This is a genomic window from Pseudoneobacillus rhizolycopersici (assembly GCF_054786815.1).
This window is the reverse complement of record NZ_JBTOOE010000116.1, coordinates 1-266: the sequence shown is the minus strand read 5'-3', so window position 1 is coordinate 266 and position 266 is coordinate 1. Positions and strand designations below refer to the sequence as shown.

Below are 266 nucleotides of genomic sequence, written 5' to 3'. Positions count from 1 at the left end.
GCCGAGCGGAATGATCGAGATCGTGCCGTCGTTGCCGATGTCCATCGCCTGGTGCGGCGGAATGGCGATCGGCGCGCCGTTCTCGTCCAGCACCGGATGGCCGCCGGCGGTCACCAGCTGGCCATTGGGCGTGATCGAGAGTGCCGCACCCCGGGTGTAGGCTTCACCGCCACCGGCCGGGGCCTGCACCGCCAGCCAGTTGCCCGACTGCAGCGACAGGTCCAGCGGGTTGCCGGTGATCTGCTGCGCGCCCATGCGCCGGTTGA

General features: G+C 70.3%; 1 pseudogene. It reads right to left on the bottom strand.

From position 1 onward, the window contains the following. Positions 1-266: pseudogene (flgF, locus tag ACX9YW_RS23070) on the bottom strand (flagellar biosynthesis protein FlgF); the annotation flags it as partial.